The sequence below is a fragment of the Sulfurimonas sp. genome (assembly GCF_032250635.1).
Taxonomy (GTDB): domain Bacteria; phylum Campylobacterota; class Campylobacteria; order Campylobacterales; family Sulfurimonadaceae; genus Sulfurimonas.
Genome location: NZ_JAVVFL010000011.1, coordinates 1 through 20,476 on the forward strand (window position 1 = coordinate 1; position 20,476 = coordinate 20,476).

The 20,476-nt window shown below is 39.2% G+C and carries 14 protein-coding genes and 1 pseudogene; 9 read left to right on the forward strand and 6 right to left on the reverse strand.

Annotated elements, in window-relative coordinates:
* The 5 genes and pseudogenes from RQ763_RS01365 to RQ763_RS01385 form a co-directional block, all read left to right on the forward strand.
* Positions 1-714, forward strand: a pseudogene (locus tag RQ763_RS01365) (malate:quinone oxidoreductase); the annotation flags it as partial.
* Positions 711-851, forward strand: a complete 141-nt coding sequence (locus RQ763_RS01370; RefSeq protein WP_314150675.1) for a hypothetical protein — start codon at positions 711-713, stop codon at positions 849-851. The pseudogene RQ763_RS01365 and the gene RQ763_RS01370, both read left to right, overlap by 4 nt.
* 84 nt (positions 852-935) lie before the next feature.
* A complete protein-coding gene (locus RQ763_RS01375) occupies positions 936-2,540 on the forward strand; it encodes an ABC-F family ATP-binding cassette domain-containing protein (RefSeq protein ID WP_314150677.1) in 1,605 nt (534 codons plus the stop codon).
* A 47-nt stretch (positions 2,541-2,587) separates the two neighbouring features.
* Positions 2,588-3,427, forward strand: a complete 840-nt coding sequence (locus tag RQ763_RS01380; protein WP_314150678.1) for a DUF5718 family protein — start codon at positions 2,588-2,590, stop codon at positions 3,425-3,427.
* Positions 3,424-3,768 carry a translation initiation factor gene (locus tag RQ763_RS01385; protein WP_314150679.1) on the forward strand — a complete coding sequence of 115 codons (345 nt, stop codon included), beginning with the start codon at positions 3,424-3,426 and terminating at the stop codon, positions 3,766-3,768. The genes RQ763_RS01380 and RQ763_RS01385 overlap by 4 nt, the downstream gene beginning before the upstream one ends.
* Here the strand turns inward: RQ763_RS01385 and RQ763_RS01390 are convergent.
* The gene (locus RQ763_RS01390) at positions 3,752-7,315 is read right to left on the reverse strand and encodes a bifunctional proline dehydrogenase/L-glutamate gamma-semialdehyde dehydrogenase (RefSeq protein WP_314150681.1); all 3,564 of its coding nucleotides are present in this window, start codon (positions 7,313-7,315) and stop codon (positions 3,752-3,754) included. The two genes, RQ763_RS01385 and RQ763_RS01390, sit on opposite strands and share 17 nt — an antisense overlap.
* Before the next feature lie 201 nt (positions 7,316-7,516).
* On the opposite strand from RQ763_RS01390, the gene gdhA reads away from it, so the two are divergent.
* Complete coding sequence (gene gdhA / locus RQ763_RS01395; protein WP_314150682.1) at positions 7,517-8,869, forward strand: NADP-specific glutamate dehydrogenase; 1,353 nt, start codon at positions 7,517-7,519, stop codon at positions 8,867-8,869.
* Between the two features lie 37 nt (positions 8,870-8,906).
* On the opposite strand, the gene RQ763_RS01400 is transcribed toward gdhA, so the two are convergent.
* Positions 8,907-10,121 carry a diguanylate cyclase domain-containing protein gene (locus RQ763_RS01400; RefSeq protein WP_314150683.1) on the reverse strand — a complete coding sequence of 405 codons (1,215 nt, stop codon included), beginning with the start codon at positions 10,119-10,121 and terminating at the stop codon, positions 8,907-8,909.
* Between the two features lie 196 nt (positions 10,122-10,317).
* Between RQ763_RS01400 and RQ763_RS01405 the strand changes: the two genes are divergently transcribed.
* Positions 10,318-11,067 (forward strand): response regulator, encoded by a 750-nt coding sequence (locus RQ763_RS01405; protein ID WP_314150685.1) that lies wholly within the window; start codon positions 10,318-10,320, stop codon positions 11,065-11,067.
* Between the two features lie 4 nt (positions 11,068-11,071).
* On the opposite strand, the gene RQ763_RS01410 is transcribed toward RQ763_RS01405, so the two are convergent.
* From RQ763_RS01410 to pepN, 4 genes are all read right to left on the reverse strand, one after another.
* Positions 11,072-13,732 (reverse strand): ATP-binding protein, encoded by a 2,661-nt coding sequence (locus tag RQ763_RS01410; RefSeq protein ID WP_314150686.1) that lies wholly within the window; start codon positions 13,730-13,732, stop codon positions 11,072-11,074.
* A gap of 15 nt (positions 13,733-13,747) precedes the next feature.
* Positions 13,748-14,554 carry a peptide deformylase gene (locus RQ763_RS01415; RefSeq protein ID WP_314150687.1) on the reverse strand — a complete coding sequence of 269 codons (807 nt, stop codon included), beginning with the start codon at positions 14,552-14,554 and terminating at the stop codon, positions 13,748-13,750.
* Positions 14,555-14,827: 273 nt separating this feature from the next.
* Positions 14,828-16,297, reverse strand: coding sequence for an NAD(P)/FAD-dependent oxidoreductase (locus RQ763_RS01420; protein WP_314150688.1), 1,470 nt, complete (start codon positions 16,295-16,297; stop codon positions 14,828-14,830).
* An 89-nt stretch (positions 16,298-16,386) separates the two neighbouring features.
* Positions 16,387-18,948: an aminopeptidase N gene (gene pepN, locus RQ763_RS01425; RefSeq protein ID WP_314150690.1), complete on the reverse strand. Its 2,562-nt coding sequence runs from the start codon at positions 18,946-18,948 to the stop codon at positions 16,387-16,389.
* Between the two features lie 157 nt (positions 18,949-19,105).
* On the opposite strand from pepN, the gene RQ763_RS01430 reads away from it, so the two are divergent.
* Together RQ763_RS01430 and RQ763_RS01435 are read left to right on the forward strand one after the other, a co-directional pair.
* Positions 19,106-19,717 carry a hypothetical protein gene (locus tag RQ763_RS01430; RefSeq protein WP_314150691.1) on the forward strand — a complete coding sequence of 204 codons (612 nt, stop codon included), beginning with the start codon at positions 19,106-19,108 and terminating at the stop codon, positions 19,715-19,717.
* A complete protein-coding gene (locus RQ763_RS01435) occupies positions 19,714-20,289 on the forward strand; it encodes a tetratricopeptide repeat protein (protein WP_314150692.1) in 576 nt (191 codons plus the stop codon). Before RQ763_RS01430 ends, RQ763_RS01435 begins: the two co-directional genes overlap by 4 nt.
* Positions 20,290-20,476: the final 187 nt, after the last annotated feature.

Below are 20,476 nucleotides of genomic sequence, written 5' to 3' on the forward strand. Positions count from 1 at the left end.
CAAAATCCAAAACTTCCATTTGCCGCCCTTCATGGCGACCCCGATGTTCTGGCTGATGGCAATACGCGTTTCGGTCCTACCGCACTTATGCTTCCAAAACTTGAGCGCTACAAAAATGGAACATACTTGGATTTCTGGAAGACTCTTCGCTTCGATAAAAATATTGCAATGGCTCTTTGGAAGCTTTTAAAAGAGCGCGATATTCGCAGATATATCTTTAGAAACTTCCTTTTTGAAGTCCCTTTTTTAAACAAATATCTCTTTTTAAAAGATGCAAGAAAAATTGTCCCCTCTCTTAAACTAGACGAGTTTAGATACGCCAAAGGTTTTGGCGGTGTCCGCCCTCAGGTGCTAAATAAAGATGAGCAGAGGCTTCTTCTGGGCGAGGCTTCAATCTATACCGGAGAAGGTCTTATTTTTAACATGACGCCGTCGCCGGGCGCTACTTCATGTCTTGGAAATGCTGAGAGAGACTTAAAGTATATAGTCAAATATCTTGGAAAAAGTTTTGATGAGACCAAATTCAACGATGAGCTGACAGATGGAGAGTACTGCGCTCTTCCTGAACCGATAGCATCGCAAAAAGCAGTAGTCAATCTCATTAGAGCAGAGATTCAAAGAACAGAAGAGAAGTACTTAAAAAGTATGCATCAAGGTGAACCGGATGCTGATTTTTGGGACAAACCGCACAGTAAATTACAGGAGAAAAAATGAAATTTTTATTGATAACAGCAGTAGCTTTGCTGATTTTTTCGGGATGCAGCGCAAAAGAGTTTAATGAGGGAGTTGATGGCATAACCGGCGATGTAACCAACGCTTTTGAAGGCGCAAAAGACAACTCTGCCGATTAATAATAATCAGTTTTTAAACAACAATTGGCTATAATCGCGAAAAATAATAGGCACCACAACTTCTGCCTGAGCGAGAGATAAACCATGGTAACTGTACAAAATTTAATAATGCGTTATGGAAATAGAGTTCTATTTCAAGACATAAATCTTAAACTAGATCGTCATAAAAGATATGGTCTAATCGGTGCAAACGGTGCCGGAAAAACAACCTTCTTAAAGATACTCAGCGGTCAGATCAATGAGTATGAAGGCGAAGTTATAATCCCAAAAACAAATAAAGTCGGAATTTTAGAGCAGAATCAGTATGCTTATGAAGATTTTACTATTGCGGATGCGGTTCTTTATGGAAACAAAAGATTATATAACGCAATTAAAGAAAAAGAGGTCATATATGCAACAGGCGACTTTGAAGACGATGCCGTAAACGACCGTCTTGCCGAGCTTGAGACTATCTGTGTAGAAGAAGACCCGACCTATGAGTACGATGTAAATATTGCAAAAATCTTAGAAAATGTCGGCATCCCTGCAAGCCATCACAATGAGCTTATGAGTACGCTTGACAGTGCCGATAAGTTTAAAGTTCTCTTGGCTCAGGTTTTATACCCTAGACCAGACGTGCTATTTCTTGATGAGCCTACCAACAACCTTGATATTGAGACAATCAGCTGGCTAGAGCATGAGCTTCAGCGTCATGAAGGAACAATGGTAGTCATCTCTCATGATAGACACTTCCTAAATGCCGTTGTTACAAATATTCTAGATGTTGATTATCAAAAAATCCGTGAGTTTGCAGGTAACTACGATGATTGGTATATTGCCGCAAACGTAATGGCAAAACAGCAAGAGCTAAACAATGCCAAAAAAGAGAAAGAAAAGGATGAACTTGAGGCTTTTGTTCGCCGATTTAGCGCAAATGCTTCAAAAGCAAAACAAGCAACATCAAGACAGAAAAAACTTGATAAACTTGTTATTGATGACATAAAACCATCTTCTCGCCGTGACCCAAGTATTGTGTTTAAAGCAAAAAGAGTCATGGGTGATGAGGCTCTGCAAATCACGGGAGTAAACCACTCTTATGATGACAATGAGGTTTTAAAAAACATAACTTTAAAATTTGAGCCGGGCGAAAAAGTCGCTCTTATCGGCGCAAACGGTGTTGGTAAAACAACTCTTTTAAAAATTCTTATGGAAGAGATAAAGCCTACAAGCGGGGAGATTCACTGGGGAGCAACCATAGAAAACAGCTACTTTCCTCAAGACACCGCCGACATTATCAAGGGCGATGGAACTCTATATGATTGGCTAAGAGGATTTGACCCAAAACGCGATATCTCAGAGATTAGAAACTGTTTGGGAAGAATGCTTTTTAACGGCGAGCAGCAAGAAAAATCGGTTGTAAGCATCTCAGGCGGAGAAAAACACAGAATGATGCTCTCCAAAATGATGCTTGAGGGCGGAAATTTTTTGGTTCTGGATGAGCCTTCAAATCACCTTGACCTTGAAGCAATCGTGGCACTCGGCGAAGCGCTTTACAACTTCAAAGGAAATGTTATCTGTGTATCACATGACCGTGAACTTCTTGACGCATTTGCAGGTCGTATTATCGAGCTTAGAGCAGACGGCAGCTATGTTGACTTCAAAGGAAGCTATGAAGAGTTTGCAGAGGCTAAAGAGAAGGGTCTCATTTAATTACCTACGCCCAAAACCTTTAGTAAGTGACTTTAAAAGGAAGCAAAATGTACAGATATAGAGACTATTTGGGTCTGGGAATTGCGGGCAACTTTGCTCTGCATCTTGCCCAAGCCGGCGAACTTGAAGATTTTAAAGATATTATTACCGCAGATGAGGCGGCACCCAAGGGAATGTTTCCTTTTTACCTTCCAAAGAGAGTCCAGGGTGCAAAAGAGATTTTAAACACCTACCCTCTCTCAAGCTCAACTATAAAAATACCCCACAAAGAGCTCAACATTCAAGCAGAACCTGAAGTCGCTCTTATCTGCAAACTTGAATACATAAACAACAAACTCTCTAAAATCATCACTACTCACTTTGGAGCTTATAACGACTGCTCTATTCGGGTTGCGGGTGCTTCCAAAATAAGCGACAAAAAAAACTGGGGCGAAAATTCTAAAGGACTGAGCGAAAACTTAATCAAAATAGATACCTTTAGCGATGGCGGCATAATGGATAGCTACTCCATTTGCAGCTTTTTAAAAAGAGAGGGTGAGCTTCATGCTTACGGCGAAGATGTTTCTCTTAAGGGCTACAGCTACTTCTATGAAAAACTCCAAGAGTGGATGGTAGCGCAGATAAATACCCAGAGAGATTTCGGTCCGCTAGAGCCGTTAAGCGAGTATATAGCGTCATGCAGCAATCCCTCAGATGCAATCATCAGTATCGGCGCTACAAGATACACTCCCTATGGAGAGAGCACATTTTTAAAAGAGGATGACAAGCTTTTTGTAGTGCTTTACAATCACACAGAACTCTCTTTGGATGATGTAATCAAAAGCATAAAAGATGATAGTTTTGACTCCTCAAACATGAGTGTGCTCAAGCAAAAAGTAATCTCATGAGCAGAGGAAAGAAGCTCGATCTCTTTATCGGTGCAGAGATAGAAGATGGCTGGGCGAAAATCGAGACTCCTAGAAAAAGTGTTGTAGCAGATGAAATTTTAGAACCTTCTAAACATTTTTTAGTTTTTAAAAAAGAGAAGAGACGCGGCAAGACCGTAACTCTTGTAGGCGAATTTCACATACCGCAAAACGACTCAGAAGAGCTGTTAAAAACTTTAAAGAAAAAGCTCGGATGCGGCGGCACTCTCAAAGAGGGCTGGATGGAGTTTCAAGGGGAATTAAAAGATAAACTAAGAGCCCTGCTTACAGAAGAGGGCTTTAGATTTAAGAGCGGGCATTAGCTTTATCCTCAAGCCCTCTAATTCCCAGATTTCCATATCTGTGATATGAGTTTGTAACACTCTGCTCTATAAAGTAGTGAAGCAGTTCAACTCTTCCATTAGATACAAAAGGCTCTCTTGCTATATGTTTTGCTTCATCTTTTAGTCCATCATAGATATTTTTTGTTACATGTTTTGGATTTAAAAATCTGACTCTTTGAACCTTTTTCATCGACTCTATCAACTCACCTTCATCTTGAAGCTCCAGAAGATCCTCTTTTGCCAAAATATCTCTTGAATTATTTATAAGCCATGCAAGTTCATCACTCTCTATCTTTTTTGGAAGCGAGATGTGAAGCGTTGCCCCTGCAATCTTTACAGCCGTAATGGATGCGAGTATTTCGTGAAGTTTATCGCCGTTTTGACATCTCAAAAGAACACTTTTTACACCCAAATATCTTATAATATTGCTCTCTCCTCTGACATTTGCATAGTCATGCTCTTTGCCAAACTCTTCCCTGTGCCACTTGAGAAAATCTTTTGCAATCTCAGAAGCCTTTGAGACCTCGTTTGCAAAAACACCGTGGGATGAGAACGCATGCGTCTCTTGAAATGCAAACTCATCCGCGCCTATATTCATAAACTGCGTAACATAGTTAAATCCGCCCGCTTTTTTGCCGCTTCCTATGGCAGATTTGCCCATGCCGCCAAAGGGTTGTCTTATAACTATCGCACCTGTCGTACCGCGGTTTATATATAGATTACCTGCTCTTAATTTCTCTCTCCATATCTCCTGTTCCCTCTCATCAAGACTCTCTATTCCCGACGTAAGACCGTACCCTGTCGAGTTTACTACATCTATGGCATCTTCTAAATCATCCGCTCTCATAACGCTTAAAACAGGACCAAAAAGCTCATTCATGTGACAAAAATCACCACTTGAAGTTCCCCATCTGATTGAGGGCTTTAGCATGTAAGGGTTATTGCTCTCGGCATAAGATGGCGGAAGAAGCCACTCTTCACCATCATCCAGATAACTCAAAGCTTTTTCAAGATTGCCGGATGGTTTAGATGAGAGCGCTCCTATCTTATTTTTAAAATCCCAAACTGAACCTACCTCTAGAGAGTTTGCTGCATCAGCCAACATCTTTTTAAAATTTTCATCGTTATAGAGTTCATCTTCCAGTACAAGCAGAGATGTTGCCGAACACTTCTGTCCCGAGTTGCTAAATGCAGAGGCCACAACATTTTTCACAGCCTGATCACGATCCGCCATTGAGGTAACTATGGTAGCGTCTTTGCCGCCCGTCTCAGCACTTAGATGAATGTCTGAACGCTGTTTTATCATGCTATAAGCCGTCTGCTCTCCGCCTGTAAATATTGTAAAATCAATATCTCTGTTAGTTATAAGCTCCTCTCCAGCTAAGGCTCCGCTTGATGGAAGAAATTGAAGCGTATTTCTACTAACACCTGCACTCCAAAAACATTCACAAACCATCTGTGCGCAAAGAACAGAGTCTGATGCGGGTTTAAGGATAACCGTATTTCCAGATGCCAATGCCGCTGCAATACCTCCTGCTGGAATGGCTACGGGAAAATTCCAAGGACTCACAACAAGCCCCACCCCTTTTGGAGTTACATGCACCCCCTCCAGCGCCTCTATCTTTCTTACACTGTATGGATAGAAGTTTAAAAAGTCGATTGCTTCAGAGACCTCGACATCCGTCTCGCCAAAGACTTTGCCGACTTCCGCCGCGGCAACTCCTATAAGGTCTGCTCTTCTTTTTCTAAACTCATGTGCCACATCCATAAGTATCTTTTGACGCTCTTTTGTTGTGAGTTTTCTCCAGCCGTCAATATCCTCTTTTGCTACTCTTACCGCTTCGTGCATATCATCTGCAGCAGCTTTTACATAAGAGCCTACTGCTATGCCCTTATGATATTGAGACTTATCTATCACCTCTACAATATCACTGTTCTCTATCTCTTTTGAAGCCACAACCGGCCTTGCATGATAGCCGCCCTCTTTTGCTATGTTTTTCCACTTATTAGCAATATCTATAGCCCACTTTTTGTTCTGCTCCAATACAAAATCCGTATCTGCCTCACTCTCATAAATATAGTTATCCAGATCGATCTCAGGCTTTGCAGGCTCCCTGTTTCTGTCTTGGACTCTGTACGGGGTAAGCTTGAGATCTTTGATCTCCTCCAAGGCGTCATCGTAACTCTTAACAAGCGTTTTCCACGCCTCTGAGTCAACTTTAAGTCCAAAACTGTGGCGCAAGAAATTTTGCTCTGCCGTGTTCTCATCAAATCTTCTTACAAGATATGCAATAGCGTTTGTAAATGTCTTTTTCGTCGCTGTCGGAGCGTAGAGTATTACGTTTAATCCCTCTTTTTTGAGAACCTTGTAAGCGGTCTCGCTCATACCCTCTAGCATCTCGGCAGTGTAAAACTTCTCAACTCCTCTCTCGCGTGAGAGAAGCATTCCAAGAGCATGGTCAAAAAGATTGTGTGAAGCAACGCCAAGATGCACATATGGTGCCACATCAGGATCTAAAAGATAGTCAATAATAAGTTTAAAGTTAGCGTCGCTTTGTGCTTTTTTTCTATATGTAACGCACTCCCATCCTCTAAGGCTTGCCTCCGTTAGCTCCATCTCCTGATTTGCACCTTTTACCAAACGAATCTTGATAGGCGCTCCACCATTTTGAACTCTCTGTTTTGCCCATATACTCAACTCTTTAGCCAATTCCAAAGTATCTGGAAGATACGTCTGAAGAACAATTCCAGCATGAAGAGATTTGAACTTCTCAAACGACAGTGTCTTTTTAAAAACATCTATTGTAAGACGAACATCTTTGTACTCCTCCATGTCAAGATTTACGAATTTATCACTCTCTTTGCCATTTGCATCTACAAATCTGTTCTGCAGGGCAGCGTTGTAAATTTTCTCTAATTTATTTGAGATCTGCCCTACACTCCACTCATGTGCCAAAGGATTTATCTGCGAAAAAATGGTAGATATCTTAATGGAGATATAGTCAATATGCGGATTTTGAAGCGTTTTTATATACTTTTGTACCCTCTCGTCCGCTTCTTCTTCTCCTAAGACTATCTCACCTATTATGTTTATATTTACCCTTGTTCCCTCTACTTTTCTCTTTTTAATGTGCTCTACAAGAGCCTTCTCTTCTCCGGGTATAACGACATTTTTAATATCGTTTCTTAAATACTTTATAAAAATTGGTATAGAGATGCTTGTCATATAGATGCCGACTTTACGAAAAGAGAGAACAAGCATCTCTTCAAAAGCGCTCAAAAAGCTACTATCTTTATATTTACTAAATATGTACTCTATCTGGTCTGCAACTCTGTGAGGATTTTTAGAGCGAAAACTCTGATCTAGAAGTTCAATTAAAAAAATCTTGTTTATCGGGTCTTTTAGCATTCTTAGCATCGTACCATGAAACTTCTGCTCAATCGGCTCTCTATGTTCATCTATATATAACTGCCACTGTTTTGCGACATCTTTTGCCTCATCAAATTTTTCTTTAGATATTTTCATATTTGCATTCCTTCAAAATTTTAACAGTGCAAAATAGTGAGCACCTCTACCAAGGCTACCAAAATATATTTTATTTGTCAATTGAAAAATGATGAAAAATTAATCATTTTTTTTAATAATTTATTAAATATAGACTTTATTATAGAAAATTTAATTTTTTTTATAGTATCATCCCCACCTATTTAAAAAAAAGGAAAATATATGCCATACGTAAAAGAAGTTTTTGAATACCTAAAGAGATCTAGCCCGTCTCAAAAAGAGTTTTATCAAGCTGCCGAAGAGGTACTTGAATCACTCCGCCCGTTAATGGAAAAATATCCAAAATATAGAAAACACAAAATAATAGAGAGAATTGTTGAGCCTGAGAGACAGATACTCTTTAGAGTAAACTGGGTTGATGACAATGGCGAGATTCAAGTAAACAAAGGTTACAGAATAGAGTTCAACTCGGCTCTTGGTCCATATAAAGGTGGTCTTAGATTTCACCCAAGCGTAAATGCAGGCGTTATCAAGTTTTTAGGATTTGAGCAGATTTTCAAAAACTCGCTTACAGGTCTTCAAATCGGAGGCGGAAAAGGGGGAAGCGACTTTAATCCAAAAGGCAAATCTGACAATGAGGTCATGAGATTTTGTCAAGCATTTATGAGCGAACTTTTCAGACACATAGGTGCAAATACGGATGTTCCTGCAGGAGATATCGGGGTTGGAGGCAGAGAAATCGGCTACATGTTTGGTATGTATAAAAAACTTGCTAACAAGTACGAAGGTGTTCTTACAGGAAAATCACTCAGATGGGGTGGTTCACTTGCAAGAACGGAGGCTACAGGCTATGGAGCCGTCTATTTTGCTAAGTACATGCTTGAAGACAAAGGCGAGACTCTAGAGGGTAAAAAGTGTGTAGTTTCGGGAAGCGGAAACGTTTCTATCTACACAATCGAAAAACTTTACCATCTTGGCGCTATTCCTGTTACATGCAGCGACTCAAACGGTATGATTTATGACGAAGAAGGAATCGACTTAGAGCTCTTAAAAGATTTAAAAGAGGTAAGAAGAGAGAGACTGACAGAGTATTTAAAAAGCAGACCAAATGCAAAATATACTCCGATTGAAGAGTATCCTGAAGATTGCAACGGTGTCTATACGATTCCATGTTATGCGGCATTTCCAAGTGCTACACAAAATGAACTCAACCTAAATGATGCGAAGAATCTTCTTGCAAACGGCTGTGTTTGTATAAGCGAGGGTGCAAATATGCCTTCTACTCCTGAGGCGGTAGATCTTTTTGTTGAATCAAAAATCTGCTACGGTCCCGGTAAAGCTGCAAATGCCGGCGGCGTTGCAACAAGTCAACTAGAGATGGCGCAAAACGCATCTATGGTCAACTGGACCTTTGAAGAGGTTGATGCAAAACTGGCTCAAATTATGAAAAATATCTATGTAAGTGCAAGCACGACTGCTGCCGAGTTTGGCGAACCTACAAATCTAGTTTTAGGTGCGAATATTGCAGGATTCAGAAAAGTAGCCGACGCTATGATCGAGCAAGGACTGGTTTAAGCGCTCGCTCTCTGGGCAATATGCGGGGTTGTGACGCTTAATTTGTCGTTATACTATATCCGTCTCTTCCGCTCTCTTTTGCGCGGTAGAGCATCTCATCTGCTTTGCTTATAAGCACTTCATCATCCAGTGCCTCATCAGCCACACAGCAAGCGACCCCGATTGATACTGTTAAAAACTCATTTATTTTCGAGCCTTCATGCTTAATCCCGCACCCTTTTACCCCGTCACAAATATTTCTAGCAATAATTGCGCTATTCTCCTCATCCACTTCTGTAAAAAGCACTCCGAACTCCTCTCCTCCGAGTCTAAATACAAAATCACTTGGACGTTTAAAGAGATCTTTAAAGACTTTCGCAACACTCCTCAGAGCTGCGTCTCCCTCTATATGCCCATATGTGTCGTTATACTGTTTAAAGTAGTCAATATCTAGCATCATAAAGGTAATGCTGCTGTTATTTCTTTTTGCTCTTTTTATCTCTCTATCGTACACAAGGTTAAAATATCTCCTGTTATGAAGCTCCGTTAAAGAGTCCGTATATGAAGCATTCTCAAGCTTTTTATTTGCAATTTTTAATTTTTTTGCAACTATCTCTAGTGAGGTCTGATCGCTTTGTATACTCTTAAATACATAAAACGATATTACCATCACGCCAAATATTACCAGCACTAAAATAGAGCCGACTTTCATCAAAATTGCCTCATAAATAACTAGAAAGTTTTTGCGCTCATATTTTGCTACATCCACTTCATAAGTGATTAGTCTATTCACAACTTGATGTATATGTGAAATTCTATTTTCAACACTGCTAAGCGATAAATTTTTCATATCGCTCCCATTCTCGATTGATTCTACTGCCCTGCTAAAATAGTTATTGGCGGCTTTTATCTCGAATGCTGCATACTCAATATAACCAAGCTCGTAATCTCTCTTAAAGTGCTCCTCGTAGTTTTTCCACTCTCTCTCAATGCTCTGTATTGCTGATTTTATGCGTGATTTAACCTCATCAGGAGAGATTTGAGCATTTTTCGCTTTGTATAGTGTACTACCCAGTGTTCTATGGTATGTTTGAAGAATTCTATTTAACTCCGTAACAGGCACAAGAGAGCCAAAATAGAGGGAATCTAGATTCTTTTTCATAGATTTTAAGTTTATTGTTCCTATCACGCCGACAACAACCAAGCCGACCGTAATAATTATAAAAATAAACAAAAGCTTACTTCTAAGCTTTAGGGTCTCTATAAAATTCACTGAGTTTCCTTGAAAACATTTTTTAACTACAGCAAACGCCATTCCAAAAATAGAAAAAAATTGATATTTATACATATAAAGTGTAATGCTGTAACAATATTATCACATTTATCACATTTTTATTATGGGATTAAAAAAACTTATACTATAATTTGATTATAATATCATAGATATATATACTTATACTGGATTAAATATGAATAAACACACTATTATGATTGTTGAAGATGATGAGATCACAGCCCTAAACCTCAAGTTGTCTCTTCAAAAGCACGGCTATGAGATAGTTGGAATGTACGATAATGCAGCGGAGGCGAAAGAGAAGCTATCATCATACAGACCTGATGTTATTATTATAGATATATCTCTTCAAGAGAGTAGCGACGGAATCGAACTTGCCAAAACCATTAGACAAAACTATGCAATACCCTTTATCTATCTTACATCCTATACCGACGATGATATAATAGCAGAAGCAATCAAGACGGAGCCTTATGGCTACATCGTAAAACCTTTTGACCCATCCTCTCTGCATGCAACTATACAGATGGCTATTTTCAAGTTTGAGATGGAGAACAAAAGAAGCGAAGAGGCACTTATGCCTAAACTTGACCAAAGCAATGTAGAAAAGCTTCTTTATGCCAAAAGAGAATCAGACAAGCCCATTATATTTTTTGGCAATGGCTACCATATGGACATATCCCAAGATGAGATATTCTACAACAATGAAAAGATAAAACTGACAAAAAAAGAGAGAGCGATTCTAAGACTTCTTGTCGCAAAACTTGGACATACCATCAGCTTTTCACAAGCAATAGATTATGTCTGGAAAGATAATGGAGCAACGGAGAACAGCATAAGAACTCTTGTCTGGAGACTAAGAAACAAACTCCCTACCGACATAATAAAAAATGCCTCAGGAATCGGCTACTATATAGAGAAGTAGTTAATTACTTGACTTTTATAGCTTCAAGAGCAATTCTTATCTTCTCAAAGGAGTGCTCAAAATCAAAATCTTTCTCTTTGGCTTTTGCCATCTTCTCTATTTTCTCACCCTCTTCTTGCACCGACTCAATCCTGAAGTTACCGCTTGAGCCTTTTATACTGTGGGCAATAAGCGCTATTTTTTTGTAATCTCTTGATTTTATGGCACTATGTAAATCCGGAATTTGTTTTGCCATCTTTTTCAAAAAAAGCTCCACAAGCATAATCAACTCGTCGCCGCTCAACATCAACTCCTGACTCAACTTATCATAATCAAGTCCCTCTATTGTATTTGTATGCTCGACTAGCTCTAAACACTCTACCGCCTCTTCTGAAACCTGCAGATAGTTAAAAAAGACTCTCTCAAGCTCTTTTATAACAATTGGTTTTCCCAAAAAGGAGTCGAACCCGCTCTTTAGCCCTCTCTCTTTTGCCCCTTTTATAACATTTGCCGTCAAAGCAGATATGGGAGTATGTTTTAACCCTCTCTCTTTTTCATACTTTATTATATTTCCAACAGCCTCATTTCCATCCATGACAGGCATCTGCTCATCCATCAAAATAAGGTCATATTTTTTTGCTTTATAAAGGTTAACGGCCTCTAGACCGTTTGTCGCCAGATCATAAGTAAGCCCGTATTTGGTAAGTAATATTTTAATAAGCTCCTGATTTGCCTCATTGTCCTCTGCTATTAAAACATGCCCTTGAAATTTCATACTCTTACTTTGCTTATGGACAGAGAAAGAGTCAGGGTGAAGCAGCTCCTCAAATGTTGTTCTGATTTTTGAACAATAAAGAGGAAAACAAGCAGATGATATGTGCGGATACTTCTCATACTTATCAGTCGGGTTGCTGGTGATGGCAACATATTTTTTGTTGGAGTTTATAATCTTCTCTTTAATGTCACCATCAATATACTCATCTAAAAATACAGCTATATCATACTCTCCATCTAGATTATCCACCATCTCTATATTCATATTGAACATATCTGAGTATTTTAAAAATGAGTCCGCCTTATATCCTCTTATCATATCTTTTGAGTAAAAAATGGTCTTTAGCGTCTTTAGCTCATCTAGGTCACTAAATATTTGGCATTCGTAGTCATGGATCTCAACAGGAATCTCTACCCAAAAAGTGCTCCCCTCTTCCAGTTTTGACTTTACATGCACACTTCCACCCATATGCTCGGCAAGCTGATGACAGATGGATAGTCCTAGCCCTGTTCCCTCAAGCTTATCTGCCTCCCATCTTCCTGCCTGCGAAAATGCTGTAAATATATTTCTTATGTCCTCTTGCGCTATGCCTATGCCGTTATCGTTAACACTTACTTTTAAGATATTGTTTTTTTCACATACCGCCTCAACGTGTATATGCCCGCCTACCTTTGTAAACTTTATGGCATTGCTCAAGAGGTTGGAGAGAATTTGTTTGATTCTTAGTGAGTCTGCATATAGCTCTTTTGGTATTGTAGGATCTATAAAAGAGGTAACTACAATATCTTTAGCATTTGCGGAAGCTACGAAAAGCTCTAGCGTGTGACTAATCTCATTGTGAATAGAGAAAATTCTGGGCTCAATTGTAAACTCGCCGCTTCTTAGTTTTGTAAAATCCAAAATATCATTTATTATACTTAAGAGATTCTCTCCGCTGTTTAAAATAATCTCTAGATATTTTCTATGCTGCTTTGAAAGATCCTCTTGGTCTATGAGAAGATTGACAAACCCCAAAATTGCATTTAGGGGTGTTCTAATCTCATGCGACATGTTTGAGAGAAAGTAATCCTTTGCATGTGAAGCTTTTTGAGCCTCAAGTCTGGCGTCTATTAGCGTTGTAACGTCGTTGCCTATTGATATATACTCGATTGAATCATCATAGGGGTCTATTATCTTGGCAATTGTCACGTCTATATAAAAGTAGCCTCCATCTTTTTTACTGTTCTTAATCGTACCTCTAAAGATGCCTGCATTTTCAAGCTGAAACCACATATCCTCAAAATACTCCTCGGGCATATCCTCATGCTTTGTCATGCTGTGCTTACTTCCCATAAGCTCATCACTACCGTACCCGCTAAGTTTTATATATTTTTCATTGATATAGGTAATAATTCCGTTTTGGTCCATTTTGGAGATGATTGCACTCTCATCAAGTGCTTTTTGGTACTCATTTAAGAGTTTTACATGCCTGGTTATCTCCTGCTCTTTTTCAAAAATCGTATCTGAGTAGTATTTCAATATACTCTGAAAGTTTTTGTCAAAAATGTATGAAAGCTCATCAAAAAGCTCTTTGGAGTTGATCTTGGCGTCAAATGTAAACTCAACCATTCCTCTTTTAAAATGGCTGCAAATCTCAAAGAGTTCATCTGCTCTAATATCTTTATCTTTGAGGTATAAAAGTAGTTTCTGCATAATCGGGCAGTTTCCGATTTTTACACTTCCCGCTATTACGCCCATAAAGTAGTCAAATACACCGCCACCGTACTCTTGTAAAAATAGATTCTTATCAATATCATGAAGTTTAAGCAATTTTTGAAGGGACTCATAAGATATCCAACTTAAAAGCACGGTCTCTTTTGATTCGATTAAAATATTTTGATTTTTTACAAGATTTAGCAGTTCTTTTCCCATTCTCGTTCACTCTTTCTACATTATTAAATATGATATCAACATAATAGCAAATATCTTTATCAGCGAAATCAGTGCCGTTCCTATTATATTTCCGATTTGGCAACTTGTGCAGGATGTAAATTTTTTGCCTTCGTACTGTGCATAAAAAAAGTATATAATATTTAAAACTATGGTAGCAAAAAATAGGTATTTTTGATAACTCCACAGCTGCTCTGAGGTCTCTTTAGAGACAAATAGTGAAGCCATCAGTAAAACCAACATTACAATCATCGCAATATTAACAGCTTTAACAATGTAATCTCTATTGAATTTTGTCGGACAAGCCTCTGATATTGCAATATCGCTTCCAAAATCAAGTTTTTTCTCAAAGAGTTTCTTCTCTTGTTTATTTAACTTGTTGAAAAAACTCGATCCAAATGTATAGTCGATTTTTCTCTGAAGTAAAATACTAAGATCTCCTTCTGCCCTTAAAGAGTGTTGCTTTGCTTCTTTGTCTTGATAAATAACACTGATTTTCTCATACCTTGTTACATTGGCACTCAGTCCTGGGAAATAAGCCGTTTTCTCCACCGTTGTTACCCTGCCGCTGTTGCTTATAAGCCTCGGGTTTATCAGCTCTAAAAACGTCCCATCCTCTTTTTTAATAACTACAACATTATAATAACTACCAATCTGAAATGCGGCAAGACCATCTAAAGAGTTTGCTTCAATAGTATCTTTCATGTCCTCAATTAGAGAGAAGAGCTCTTCGTTAAAAGTTCTAACATCTGTCGCATATTGTACACTGGGCGGGGTTGGGTAGGTAATTATTTCTCTAATCATTAAAGTACCTTATTTGGGGGTGTTAAATCAGAATGGACAGAGACCCTGCGGATCGCAAAGTCTCTGTTTTTGATGAGTTAGTGACTTTTTCTTACCACTACTAACATTTTTATATTAATAATTATAAATCTGATAAATTGCCAGATCTTACATGTTCTTAATTTTATAGCAAATGGACCGGGTGTCATTGTTGTAAAATTTTTGCCGTATGCCTTAATGTTATGTTCTGCTTTCTTTTCCATATGTATCTCCTTTGATGTCTATTCTTAAATTCTATTCAGGGATCATTGTCCAGCCAGCTTTTAGCTTAGCCTTCCAAATAAATAGGTGATGAAGGATATGTTTAATCCAGTGACCTGCAAGACCAATCTCGCCAAATGTATACTCTGTATCGCGACCGGTTCCCGGATATTTTTCAAAGTCGGGAACAACAGGATAGATAGTCATCGCAGCGGCTGTTCCATCAAAAAGACCTTTACCTGCCGATGCAACACAAGCTGCACCCATGTGAGCCATAGAAGCTTCATGCAGAGGAGTGATATCTCCCTTTAAAATTCTGTCACAAATACTGTGAGCTACCGCTTTTCCGATAATACCTGAGGGCATGCCCGTTCTTGGAGGAGTCGGGCTTATAGGAGTTCCGTTTGGTGAGCTCATCGGTTTGGAGATTGGGTGTGGAGGAGCAAACGCAATTCCGCAGGCAAACATATTTGCATAAGCCGGGTTTTGGTAAGTTTTTGGCCAATCGCTTGCCTTCCAGTTCTCATATGAGCCTGCAGAGTAATTAGCATCAACTTTCATAAAACCGTTTGGAGCAAAAACCGTACTTGTAATATCCGAACCGTCTTTTGCGAAAGCTTTAAGGCCGACGCCCGCAAATGGAGGAATCAGCATTGAGAAGTCAAACTCCTCTTCGCCCATTGAGCCATCAAGCAGCTCATAGTGTACTTTTCCTTTTTCAACCTTGTTGACATGAGCGCCTATTATCCAGTCAACATCTCTTTCGGTAAATAGAGACTCGGCAAAGATTTTTGAGCTAACCGCAAAACCCATACTCTTCATGTGAAGTCCGCCGACTCCAAAATCGCCCAAGAAAGACTCGTTTGAGATCCACTTTACTTCAGCCATATCACGAACACCAGCTTTTTTAAGCTCATGCTCAATATTGAAAATATACTCAAAAGCAGCACCTTGGCATGTACACATACCGTGTCCCGTACCTATTAAAAACTTTTGGCGCTCACCCTGTTTCATCTTCTGGATACATTTCTGGAACTCTTCATTTGCATGAGTAGCATGATCTGCCGTACAAACCGAAACTGTAAATTCGCCGAGTTCTGAGCCTACTCCAAGTCCCGGAGTTGCGCCAAAGTTGAGCTTTGGTCCCGTTGCATTGATTAGATAATCATACTCAACATTCTCAACTTCGCCCTCACGACCTGCAAGCGTATACTCAATAGTCACAAAAGGCTTATCGCTTGACTCAGCACCCTCTGGATTGATTGAGACAGCCTTCGCCTGTTTATAATTAATACCTGCTTTGGCATAAACCGGAGCTAGATCAAAAGTGACCTCTTCCTTACTCATCTCGCCGACACCGACCCAAATATTTGATGGAATCCAATTCCATTTTGAATTTGGGGTAACAACAACTACCTCGTGGGCAGAACCTAACCATTTTGCGGCAAAGGTAGCAGCAGTATGACCTGAAACTCCTCCACCAAGAACAACTAATCTAGCCATTATAATAGATCCTTTTTATTATTTAAGTATAAAAACCTGCCACAATAGTATCTTAAAAATGTAAAGAGTTTCTTTACATTTTATTATAATTATACTTTGAGTATTTTGCTCACGATTTCATAAACATTTTTTGAAAGCGATGGCTCCGATAGGACTCTCTGTAGCTCTGCTCTCATCAATTTTTTATTTACTTTATTCATTTTTTTATATATTTTAAACGATCCCGCAAGCCCTGATGCCATCTGCGGATTTATCTTATCGATGTCTATAATCTTATCTGCCACAAATTTATAGCCGTAGCCGTCTTTGGCATGAAAGTGTTTGTAGTTTCTTGCAAAAACACCGATAAGTGAGCGGACAAGATTTGGAACCAGCTCATTGTAAGCAGGGTCGTTTTGAAGCGCCATAACACGATCAAGCGTTCCGTCTCTGTGCGATGCCGCCAAAATAGAGAAGTACTTGTTCATAACAAGCGTATCTCTGTTGTACTTTTTATAAAAATGCCCAAGTGCAACGGCTGAGAACTCCGGCGAAGAGTTTTCCAAAACATCAAGGGCGGCTATTCTGTCTGTCATGGTTACAGAGTTGTTATATTGGGCATTTGCAACTGCAATAACCTCATCGCTCTCTAAGGCACAGAGATGCTTTAAAGCACGGTTTTTTATGGCTCTCTTGCCAATATTTTGCGCGTCAAGCTCTTTGGAGTCGGGTGTGTGGTTTTCACTGTAAATACCCAAGAGCTTCTCTTTAAACGTTAAAGCCAGATGCTTCTGCAGCCTCTCTTTGGCTTCGCAAATCATCTCAAAATCGACAACCTCCTGTCTTTGCATAATCGCGCTCACACTCGGCAGCTCCATCAGAAGCGCTTTAAACGAGAGGTCAAGTTTCTCCTCATCTAAAATGAGTCCGAAAGCCTTTACAAACTCCTCATCGATGGGCTTGCCTCTCATCATGCTCTCTATTGTCTGAAGTCCGAAAGATTGCGCCGATTCGTATCTTACATAGCTATTTGTGTCGTGCTTCATCAAAAAAGCGTAATCGTTATGCGACTGCTCGACTATTACAGGTGCGGAAAAATCCCTGTTTATGGAGAGAATAGGTTTCTTCTCTACTTTAAAGGTGAACTCCTCGCTCTCTTTTGAGACTATAAGAGTTTTTGCCTCTATCTCTTTGCCGCTCTCATCCAAAAGAGCCATCTTGAGAGGAAAAAAGTATGGCTTCTGCTCGCTTCCATCAACCGCCTTTGGAACCTTCTGCGTCAATGTCAAGCTATATTTGCCGTCCTCAAACTTTTCATCTACATGCAGCTTCGGCGTGCCAGATTGGTGGTACCACCTTTTAAACTGCTCTAAATCAATCCCGCCTGCCTCGCTCATCGCCCATAAAAAATCATCCGTTCGTACAGCTTGTCCATCAAACGCATCAAAATATAAATCCATCGCCTTGCGGTACTTCTGCGCGCCCAAAAGAGTGTGCAGCATGCGGATAACCTCAGCACCTTTTTCGTAAACCGTAGCCGTGTAGAAGTTATTTATCGCCATGTAAGAGTCAGGCTGAATAGGGTGCGCCGTCGGGGAAGCATCCTCCACAAACTGTCTCTCTCTCAGGGCATCTACATCTTCAATGCGCTGTACCTCTTTTGAGTTTAGATCAGCCGAGAAGCACTGGTCGCGAAAGACCGTCAAACCCTCTTTTAGTGTGAGTTGGAACCAATCTCTGCATGTGATGCGGTTTCCGGTCCAGTTGTGAAAATACTCATGTGCAATAACGCTCTGGATTCCCATAAAGTTCGCATCCGTTGCCGTGTCTTCATCGGCAAGAACATAAGCGGAGTTAAAGATGTTTAGCCCCTTGTTTTCCATCGCTCCCATGTTAAAGCTATCGACTGCGACTATATTATAAAGCTCCAAATCATACTCACGCCCGTAAACCTCCTCATCCCACTTCATCGCATCTTTTAGCGACTTCATAGCATGTTTGCACTTCGACTCGTTTCCTCTGTCGGTGTAGATATAGAGTCTTACATATTTGCCGCTTGCTGTTACAAACTTATCCTGAACTACTCCCAAATCTCCCGCAACAAGCGCAAAAAGATAGGAAGGTTTTGGATGCGGATCAAACCATGTAGCCCCATGTCTTCCATCATCAAGCCTAAAGTTCGACTCTCTGTTTCCGTTACTTAGCAAAACAGGGTAACGCTCTTTATCTGCAACAAGAGTCGTCTTAAACACCGCCATAACATCAGGACGGTCTAGATAGGGAGTAATGCGTCTAAACCCCTCAGGCTCGTTTTGCGTACAGAAGATATTTCCAGACTTGTAAAGCCCCTCAAGTTCGCTGTTTAACTGCGGATAGATTTTGTTGATGATTATAAGCTTAAACGCATCTCCAACATCTAAAACTCTCAAATGCTCATCCTCTATGACATATCTCTTCTCGGAGAGCTTTTCATCATCAAGATAGATCTCCACAACTTCAAGATCTATACTGTCTAACAATAAGTCCTTAGCCCTCGCATCCACTCTCTCAATGCTCATAAGATTTGTAACCTGCGTATGCTCTTCAAATAGTTCAAATACCAAATCGCATGTTTTAATAGTAAACTGGGGTGCTTTATAATCTTTTAGGTAAATAGTCTCTGCTTTGCTCATAATTTCTCTTTAATTTTTTTATAATAATAGCATAAGAGAGTTATTTGAGGCTTATAGAGTGCTCTTTGGTTTATAATGAAAAGATTTTGTTGCTTTTAAGCATTTATTAATAAGGGGGGGGTAAAGTCTATCTTTCATTTAAAAACAAAGGTAGTAAATGGGTTTATCAGAGGGATATATTAAAATTGAAAACGATACGCAATTAGCGTATTATGAACATGTGTTGCAAAATATTGCTGCAAAAGAAGTTGCTAAAGCATTTGCTCTGAACAGTATAATAGCAATTATTACATTATTAATATCTGTTGGTACCATGATGGTTACTTTTGCTCAAAATTACAAACAGCATGACACAGAAAAACTTATTTTTGGAATTACGCCTCTATCTTTCATAGTTATTGTTATTTTAGTTGGAGTACTTTGCCATGCAGTGTATGCAGAATATACCCACCGCAAAGAGAAGCAAGAGCTTCCAAAAATGGTAGCAATTGTGCAAAATGCAATAGAGTGTTATAAAAAAAACAAAGGAAAACAAATGAAAATTCAAATGCAAATTAACTGTGAGTTTGATTTATGTGAAATTAAATTAAACTTAGAAAATAAGAAACAGTTCCTAAACAATGAAATTGTTCTTGAGTATGTTAAAAAACACTTATTAGAAAATTCAATAAATTCTGCTGAATTTATAAAAACATCTACCGGGGAAAAAGGAAACAAAGTTTTTTTAAATCAGCAAATATCAGAATTTGAGAAGGAGTTCTCAATATGAAAAAGCTACTAGTATTTTTTTTATTTATCAATAGCTTATTGGCTTTTGAAAATGACCATGCATATATATCTGCGATAAAGTATTATGCTGCAAAAGATTATGAGAAGTCAAAACTTGCTTTTGAACAGTCAATTTCTAACTGTCCCAAATGCAATACTGATTCATATTTTTACCTTGCACTTCATTATGATGGATCGCGTGGCAAGGAAAAAGACCTTCAAAAAGTATTTGGACTTGCTTTAAAAGGTGCAGAACTTGGGTCTGCTATTGCTCAATTTGGATTGGCAGAATACTATAGATGGGGTACTGGCACCGCACAAGATACACAAAAAGCAACATATTGGTTTAAAAAAGCTATCGAACAAAAAACCAAAAGCTCTTCTGTGTCATCAATGTACAATCTTGGTATTATTTATTACAATGGAGAGGGAAATGTTGCTGTAGATAAAAAACTTGCGTATAAATATTGGATGAAATGTGTAGATTCTGATGTGTCTTATCCTGAAGCAAAAGAGGGTTGTCAAAACAATCTTGATATTTTATGTAAACAAAGCCCCTGGGCGTGTAAGTAAAGTTTAGTTAGTATCTATTTTCCTCGTTCCCACTTTTCAAGTGGGAATGCATACTTAATCTGCATCTTTAAAATAACAAAAAGGCTCTACATGTTAAAAAAATCAGCACTCTCAACCCTCTTGGCTCTCTCGTTAGCGTCAAGCCTTATGGCGGAGAGTTATGTCTATGTCGGTGCATCAAAGGCAG